Source organism: Centipeda sp. (in: firmicutes), from assembly GCF_057271695.1.
Window position 1 is genome coordinate 1 of sequence record NZ_DBHIVL010000091.1, and the last position, 8,428, is coordinate 8,428.

An 8,428-nucleotide genomic window follows, 5' to 3' on the forward strand; every position below is an offset into this window, starting at 1 on the left:
CGGGCAAAAAAGATGCGTCAAGATGGCGTGGCTGAATTTATCAGTGCTTCCCTAGAAAAGGTCCTTGGCGAGGACGATGGTCTGCTCGCGTGAGGGGCCGACGGAGACGATGCCGAGGGCGATGCCCGTGATCTCTGCCATACGCTCGAGATACTTGCGTGCGTTCTCGGGCAGCGCGTCGTAGCTGCGAATGCCGGAGATGTCTGTCTTCCAACCCGGGAAGGTCTCGTAGACCGGTTCGACCTCGGCGAGGACGTTGAGGCTTGCGGGAACACCCTTCAGCAGCTCGCCCTTGTACTTGTAGCCCGTGCAGATCTTGATCTCGTCGAAGCCGTCGAGGATGTCAAGGCGCGTGACTGCCATGTAGTCGATGCCGGAGAGCAGTCCCGCATGGCGGACGACAACGGCATCCAGCCAGCCCGTGCGGCGCGGCCGGCCTGTGACGGTGCCAAACTCATGCCCCGCCTCGCGCAGTTTTTCGCCGATCTCGTTCAGCTGCTCGGTGGGGAAGGGACCTTCGCCGACGCGGGTGCAGTATGCCTTGACGATGCCGATGACCTTGTCGATTTTCTGCGGCGCAACACCCGCGCCGATGGTGACACCGCCCGAGATAGGGTGCGATGCTGTGACATACGGGTAGGTGCCGTAGTCGATGTCGAGCATGGTCGCCTGTGCACCCTCGAAGAGCACCTTGCGTCCCGCCGCAATCTCCTCATTGAGGAGCGGAATCGTGTCCGTGACGAGCGGACGCAGACGCTCGGCGTAGCCCTCGTACTCCGCGAGCACTTCCTCATAGTCGAGCGGCTCGTGGAAGTAGACGGCAGCAAGCTCGCCGTTCTTATTGTCGAGGTTCTTTTTGAGCTTCTTCGCGAACTCATCTTTTTCCATGAGGTCGCAGACACGGATGCCGATGCGGTCGTCGCGATCCATGTAGCAGGGACCGATGCCGCGTCCTGTCGTGCCGATCTTGTCCGCGCCGCGCTGTGCGTCGCCGATGCCGTCCATCAGACGGTGATAGGGCATGACGACATGGGCGCGGTCGGAGATGCGGATGCTGACGGTGTCGATGCCGCGCGCCGCCATGGCGTCCATCTCCTGCAGACAGACCTCGGGGTCAAAGGCGACGCCGTTCGCAATGATGTTGTGTGTGCCCTTGTAGAGGATGCCCGACGGCAGGAGACGCAGCTTGTACTCCTCGCCGTTGGCGACGACGGTGTGTCCCGCGTTGCAGCCGCCCTGGAAGCGGACGACGGTGTCTGCCTGGCTTGCGAGGTAGTCGACGATCTTCCCTTTGCCCTCGTCGCCCCACTGTGTGCCCGTAATAACGATGGTTGACATGATAAAGTCCCCCTTACATCTTTCTCTTAGAGATCAAAACGCGCAAAGATGGAATCCACATGGCGCAGGAAATACTTGTAGTCGAAGCAGGTGTCGATCTCTTCCTTCGTGAGATGTGCGGAGATGTCTGCATCCTTCTCGACGTTCGTGCGGAAATCTTCCTTCTCAAGCCAGCGTTTCATGGCGTTGCGCTGTACCCAGACATAGGCGGTCTGGCGCAGGATACCCTTGTTCACGAGTGCCGTGAGGATGCGCTGACTGTAGATGAGCCCGCCCGTGCGGTTCATGTTGTGCAGCATGGCGTCAGGGTAGACGAGGAGTTTGTCGACGATGCCCGTCAGCTTGTGCAGGCAGTAGTCCACGTTGATGGTCGCATCGGGCAGGATGACGCGCTCGACGGAGGAGTGCGAGATGTCGCGCTCGTGCCAGAGTGTCATGTCCTCGAGTGCTGCGACGGCATTACCGCGCACGAGGCGTGCCATTCCCGAGACACGCTCGCAGTTGATCGGGTTGCGCTTGTGCGGCATCGCCGACGAGCCCTTCTGCCCCGCCTTAAAGAACTCCTCTGCCTCGCGGATGTCCGTGCGCTGGAGGTTGCGGATCTCGGTTGCGATCTTCTCCATCGTACCTGCGATGATGGCGAGCGTCGTGACGAACTCAGCGTGACGGTCGCGCTGGATGACCTGCGTTGCAAGGCGGACGGGCGTGATGCCGAGCTTCTTGCACGTCAGTTCCTCGATGCGCGGGTCGATGTTGGAGTAGGTGCCGACCGCACCCGAGAGCTTGCCGACGGAGACCGTTTCCTTTGCACGCGTCAGTCGCTCGATGTCGCGCTCGATCTCCGCGCTCCACAGGAGCAGCTTCAGCCCGAACGTCATCGGCTCAGCATGGATGCCGTGTGTGCGCCCAATGCAGGGCGTATGGCGGAACTCTTCTGCGCGGCGGCGCAGCACGGCGCGGAACGCATTCAGATCGTCGAGGATGATCGCGGCGGCATCGCGCATCATGACGCAGTACGCCGTGTCCTTTACATCGCTCGAGGTCAGCCCCTTGTGGATGTACTTCGAGTCCTCGCCGACGTTCTCCTCAAGGTTCGTGAGGAAGGCGATGATGTCATGGTCGGTGGTCTTTTCGATCTCATTGATGCGTGCGACATCGAACTTCGCGTTCGCCTTGATGTTCTCCACGGCGGCGGCGGGGATCTCGCCGAGCTCCGCCATCGCCTCGCACGCGGCAATCTCCACGTTCAGGATGGTCTGCCACTCGTTCTGGATCGACCAGAGATGCCCCATCTCCGGACGTGTATAGCGTTCTATCATTTGCTTCCTCCTGCATTGTGCATGAAAGACATAAAACAACATCTATATCATAGCTCTGTATGGGTGGAATGTCAATCGTGTACCGCGCGGCAGGAATATTTGGGGGTTATCATTTTCATTTCAGACGATGTACGTTATAATAGAAAATATGAGAGGAGGGCGATTTCATGGCGTTTCGGCGCATTCTTGCCATCGGCGATATCCACGGTCATGTGGACAAGCTGCAGGCACTTTGGAAAAAAGTCGCGTTTGACGATCAGCAGGATATGCTTGTCTTTCTCGGCGACTATGTCGACCGTGGGGAAAAGCCCGTAGATGTCCTCCGTTTTGTGCGGGAACAGGTGGAGTGTCACGAGAACGTGCACGCACTCTGCGGCAACCATGAGGCGATGATGCTCGGCTATCTGAAGGAGTACGGTCTGGGGCGGACGCTGCGCGGCCACTTCGATGTCTGGCTGATGAACGGCGGGAAGGTGACAAAAAAGCAGCTTGCTGCTCTGAGCGCGGCGGAGGCGGACGAACTCATCGCCTTTGTCAAGGCACGCCCGCTCTATCATCGTGTGCAGAACGGCGGGCAGAGCATCCTCTTTGTCCATGCGGGCATCAACCCTGCGCGGAAACAGCAGAGATCGAACGACCTGCTCTGGATTCGCGAGGAGTTCTTTGAACACTACAGCGGCACGGAGCTCGTCGTTGTGGGGCATACGCCGACACAGTCGATCGGCGGGCGCGACATGAGTCGGAACGTGCCGCTCTTTTTGAAGAACAACATTATCGCCTGCGATACGGGGAGTTTCCTCCCCGACGGGCGCATCAGCTGCGTCGATGTCGCTCGCTATCTTGCACTGCGCGGGGCGGGGCGGCAACTTTCGGCAGAGGAGTGTGCCTCCTGCTATGTGCAGTCCGCATGAATGAGGAAAAGGCTTGCCTTGGTTCACGCACGAAGGAGTATGATACGATACGGTGAAAATGTATAAGGGAATCAAACGATGACACATGACAAAAATATGAATCGGCGCAGCTTTATCAAAGCGGGCGTCGCGGTGGGGGCACTCGGGCTTGGCAGTGCGGTGCTCTGGCAGTTCGGCGGTCTCCGTGAGCTGCGCGATACGGCACTGCGCCACGCTTCCGGCGTGCTCTATGCACAGCGGCTGCGGCAGATTGTCACGCAGGACACGGGACACGGGCGCACCCTGATGTGGGAGCTGTCGTCGCCTGTGGAGCAGCAGGCGGTGGAGGTGCGCGTACGGGGGGCGGAGACGATCCTGCGCCGCTACCCTGCGACGGACGAGCGTTTTACAGACGACCATATCGAGGTCTATCAGTATGCGGCAGAGCTTGAGCAGCTGACGTCGGGGACACGGTACCAGTACCGCATTGCGGCGGGCGAGACGGCGACGGACTGGCAGGATCTCTCTGCGCCGGCAGCGGACGAGTCGTACAAAATGCTGATCTTCCCCGACTCCCAGTCGAGTGACTATGCTGACTGGAAGCAGCTCGCGCATCTTGCGTGGGCGCGCAACACGGATGCGCAGCTCTTTACCTGTATGGGCGATCTCGTGGACAACGGAGAGGATCGTCTGCAGTGGACGGAGTTTTTTGCCGGCGTGGAGGAAATGCAGCGCGTGATTCCCATGGCACCCGTCATGGGCAATCATGAGACGTACAACCGCGACTGGAAGGTGCGTCTGCCCGATGGCTATCTGCACTATTTCAATACACCGAAGAATGGGAGCAAGGAGTTCGACCGTTACTACTATTCCTTTGACTATGGTGACGTGCACTACATCGTCCTCTGTACGCAGCAGAAAGAAATCGACGCGTTCAAGAGCGGTCTGCTCGCGGAGCAGTTGGCGTGGATGCGCCGCGACCTGAAGGCACACCGAAAGCGTTGGAATGTTGTTCTCATGCACAAGGATGTCTTGCAGTACCGCATCAACGGACGCCCCGAGCGGGAGGAAGGAATCGACGAGGAGAATGGGCGGGTGTGGATGCCCGTCTTTGATGAGCTCGCGATTGATGTTGTGTTCACGGCGCATCTGCACACCTATCGGAACCGTGGGCACATCTACGGATTCGATAAGACGGCGGACAAAAAGGGCCCGCTCTACATTCTCACGGGTGTCGCGGGCAATGTGCGCTATCCGAATCTCTGGATTGACCATGTTTTCGACGAGGTGACGCTGCCGCAGCCGGAGACGGACAACTACCTCACGATGGAGGTCACACGGGATGCTCTTGAGATTGCGTGCTTCCTGCCCGACGGCACGGAGATGGATCGCGTGCGCGTGACGAAGCGATAGTACTTGGGAAGCACTGATAAATTCAGCCACGCCATCTTGACGCATCTTTTTTGCCCGCACTGTGCCCTCGATCCTCCACATAGCTTTGGCTATGCGTCCGGTTTGCCTCCTTGTTCGGACGAAAAAATCTACGCCAATCTGACGGACTTCATTTTATCAGCGATTCCCTTGAAAAGATTTGTGTTCTGCTATATAATACGCATAGAAAAAGGTGCTATCGTGTAAACGGTCAGCCCTTGTATAGTTGGAAAGTAAAACCGCCTATAACTTGGCTGCTATGGGGCGGTTTACTTTTTTATCAGTAATACTAGAACGATTAGCAGTAACAGAGTTATGTTCGTTTCGTTCATCTTCAATCACCTCATTTCGAGGCTGTGATTGACCGTCCACCGAATAGATAGCACCAACAACGGTATAATTATGAGACAGTTTGCGTGCTGTCTTTTTTTGTGCGAAAAACATTCGTAAACCAAAACAAAATAAACCAGTTGACAGTAAAACACGAAACGTGTATGATAAAGCAAGTTTATTTCACCGATAAATACGCTTGGAGGTATCTGAACATTATGAAGCTACGAGAAATAATCCTTTGCGGGCTATTCATCGCACTTGTTGCGGTCGGTGCATTCGTCCGCATCCCCGTTGGGACGGATGTCTACACGCTCCAGTTCCTCTTTACGCTGCTGGCGGGGCTGATGCTCGGCGCACGACTTGGGGCACTTGCGGTGGGCACATACGTCTTGATGGGGCTGGTCGGGATTCCGGTCTTTGCCTCGGGCGGCGGCCCCGGCTATGTGCTTCAGCCGACGTTCGGCTATCTCGTGGGCTTCATCATTCAGGGCTGGGTGACGGGCGCATTTGTCCGCACGGGCGCACCGACCTTTCGCCGCGCACTTGCCGCATGTCTTTTGGGCATGGTGGTGGTCTATGTCTTCGGCATCTCGTATTTCTACTTTGCATCGAACTATATCATCGATGCACCGATCGGCTTCTGGGTGGCGATCTGGTACTGCGGCGTGCTGCAGGTTCTTCCGGACTTTCTGCTCTGTGTTGCGGCGGCGTACATCGGCGTACGGACACAGCGGGCAGGGCTGTGGGTGTAGTAGGAGGATGAAAATTGCGGTGTAATGCTCCGAAAGCGAACCCTAGTGGAGCAAGCGGAGCAGAGGGCACGTTCTGCCCCCTGCGGATTTCTTTCGTTCAAGCGAAGCGCGTTTAAGAAGTCCGCAGGTATTTAGGCAGATAAGTGCCCGACCGTTTGCGTAACTAAGCGTTCGCGTGGAGCGTTACACCGCGCATTGAGGAGGGTACAATGGGTAAGGCATTATTTATCACGGGGACGGGTACGGACATCGGCAAGACCTACGTCACGGGGCTGATTGTGAAAAAACTCGTGGATGCGGGGCTCTCTGCGGGCTACTACAAGGCAGCACTCTCAGGTGCGGAGGTCGCCGCTGACGGGACACTCCTGCCGGGTGATGCGCTCCATGTGGCGCACGCTGCGGGTCTTGCGCCGGAGGATGCCACCGTCTCCTACATCTATCGCGATGCCGTATCGCCACATCTCGCCGCGCAGATCGAGAGTCGTCCGATGGATTTCGACAAGGTGGAGCAGGACTACCATGTGGCGAAGGAACGCACAGATTATCTGACGGTGGAGGGGAGCGGCGGCATCATCTGCCCCCTGCGCTGGGACAATGAGGAGCACGTCATTTTGGACGATCTCGTCCTGCGTCTCGGGCTTTCCGCGCTCGTCGTCGCGGACGCGGGGCTCGGCACGATCAATGCGGCTGTGCTGACGGCAGAGCATTTGAAGATGCGCGGCATTCCGCTCAAGGGCTTTATCTTCAACAACTGGACGGGCGGCACGATGCAGGAGGACAACGTAACGATGGTTGAGGCACTGACGGGGGCACGTGTGCTTGCCTGTGTAGAGCACGACGCTGCGGAGCTGCCGATGGCGGCGGATGCACTTGCCGAACTGTATCAGTAAAGGAGAGAAAAGGAGAGAGCTATGCCGACGATTGAGGAGCGGGATCTCCGCCATATCTGGCATCCGTGCGCACAGATGAAGGACTATGAACAGCTGCCGCCGATGGTGATCGACCATGCAAAGGGGGCATGGCTCTACGATGTGCACGGACATTCGTATCTCGACATCGTGAGTTCGTGGTGGGCGAACCTCCTTGGGCACGCAAATGAAAAGATCAACGCACGGATCAAGGCACAGCTCGACCGACTGGAGCACGTCATCTTTGCGAACTTCTCTCACTGCGGTGCCATCGAACTCGCCGAGCGGCTCGCGACCCTCGTACCCGAGGGGCTCACGAAGTTTCACTTCAACGACAACGGCTCCTCGGCGGTCGAGGCGGCGCTCAAGATGGCGTTCCAATACTGCCAGCAGACAGGGCGCACGGAAAAGACGCGCTTTATGTGTCTCTCGGAGGGCTATCACGGCGAGACCATCGGTGCGCTCTCGGTCGGGAGCATGGATCTCTTTGCCGAGATGTACAAACCCATGATGATGGACAACATCCACGTCGAGGCACCCGACTGCTATCGCTGCCCGTATGGGAAGCAGCGCGGGAACTGTGACTGCGCGTGCATCGAGCACGCGGAGCGTGCCCTTGCGGAGCATGGTAAGGAGACGGCGGCGATGATCGTCGAGCCGCTTCTGCAGGGGAGCGCGGGGATGCGCATCTATCCCGAGGAGTATCTCAGAAAGCTGCGTGCCCTCTGCGACGCGCATGACGTACTCATCATTGCGGACGAGATTGCGACGGGCTTCGGGCGCACGGGGCGGCTCTTTGCGTGCGAGCGTGCAGGCATTACCCCCGACCTCATGTGTCTCTCGAAAGGTCTGACGGGCGGCTATATGCCCATGTCGATCACCGTTGTGAAAGAAAAAATCTATGAGGCATTCTACGCCGATTGGAGCGAGGGCAAGGCGTTTATGCACTCTCATACGTATGCAGGCAACCCGCTTGGCTGTGCGGCGGCACTTGCCGTGCTCGACATATTGGACGAGGAGAATGTGTTGGAGCAGGCGGAGCATACCGCCGCATGGCTGACAGAGCGCATGACGGATGCCTTCGGCGCACATCCGAATGTCGGCGAGATTCGTCACATCGGGCTGATTCACGCGGTCGAGCTTGTCGAGGACCGTGCGGAGAAGCGTCCCTTTGACAGTGCACGACGCCTCGGCTACGCCATCTATCGCCGCGCACTGAAGAACGGGCTGCTGCTGCGGCCGCTCGGCAACGTGCTCTACTTCAACCCGCCGCTGAATATCGGACGGGACGACCTCGAAATCGCCATCGAACACATGAAACTCTCGATGGACGAGGTGCTCGGAGTGTAACGAGGCGAAAAAGGAGACATCCGACGGGTGTCTCTTTTTTGGTGAAAAGCTGGGGAAGCACTGATAAATTCAGCACCGCCATCTTGACGCATCTTTTTTGCCCGCAC

General features: G+C 58.0%; 7 protein-coding genes. 5 read left to right on the top strand and 2 right to left on the bottom strand.

Features of this window, described 5'->3' with window-relative positions; translation table 11 throughout:
- Nucleotides 1-51 precede the first annotated feature (51 nt).
- Complete coding sequence (locus ACO6BQ_RS11125; protein WP_489120949.1) at nucleotides 52-1,338, bottom strand: adenylosuccinate synthase; 1,287 nt, start codon at nucleotides 1,336-1,338, stop codon at nucleotides 52-54.
- 26 nt (nucleotides 1,339-1,364) lie between these two features.
- A complete protein-coding gene (gene purB / locus ACO6BQ_RS11130) occupies nucleotides 1,365-2,657 on the bottom strand; it encodes an adenylosuccinate lyase (protein ID WP_489120950.1) in 1,293 nt (430 codons plus the stop codon).
- A 167-nt stretch (nucleotides 2,658-2,824) separates the two neighbouring features.
- Here purB and ACO6BQ_RS11135 point away from each other — a divergent pair, with 167 nt between their 5' ends.
- The 5 genes from ACO6BQ_RS11135 to bioA all read left to right on the top strand — a co-directional run bounded on the left by ACO6BQ_RS11135 (nucleotide 2,825) and on the right by bioA (nucleotide 8,321).
- Entirely contained in the window at nucleotides 2,825-3,568 is a 744-nt protein-coding gene (locus ACO6BQ_RS11135; protein ID WP_489120952.1) for a metallophosphoesterase family protein, read from the top strand.
- Nucleotides 3,569-3,646: 78 nt separating this feature from the next.
- A complete protein-coding gene (locus ACO6BQ_RS11140) occupies nucleotides 3,647-4,960 on the top strand; it encodes a metallophosphoesterase (RefSeq protein ID WP_489120954.1) in 1,314 nt (437 codons plus the stop codon).
- A 566-nt stretch (nucleotides 4,961-5,526) separates the two neighbouring features.
- The gene (locus ACO6BQ_RS11145; RefSeq protein ID WP_489120956.1) at nucleotides 5,527-6,063 is read left to right on the top strand and encodes a biotin transporter BioY; all 537 of its coding nucleotides are present in this window, start codon (nucleotides 5,527-5,529) and stop codon (nucleotides 6,061-6,063) included.
- A 209-nt stretch (nucleotides 6,064-6,272) separates the two neighbouring features.
- Nucleotides 6,273-6,953: a dethiobiotin synthase gene (gene bioD / locus ACO6BQ_RS11150; RefSeq protein WP_489120958.1), complete on the top strand. Its 681-nt coding sequence runs from the start codon at nucleotides 6,273-6,275 to the stop codon at nucleotides 6,951-6,953.
- 21 nt (nucleotides 6,954-6,974) lie between these two features.
- Entirely contained in the window at nucleotides 6,975-8,321 is a 1,347-nt protein-coding gene (gene bioA, locus ACO6BQ_RS11155; protein ID WP_489120961.1) for an adenosylmethionine--8-amino-7-oxononanoate transaminase, read from the top strand.
- The last annotated feature ends 107 nt before the right edge of the window (nucleotides 8,322-8,428 follow it).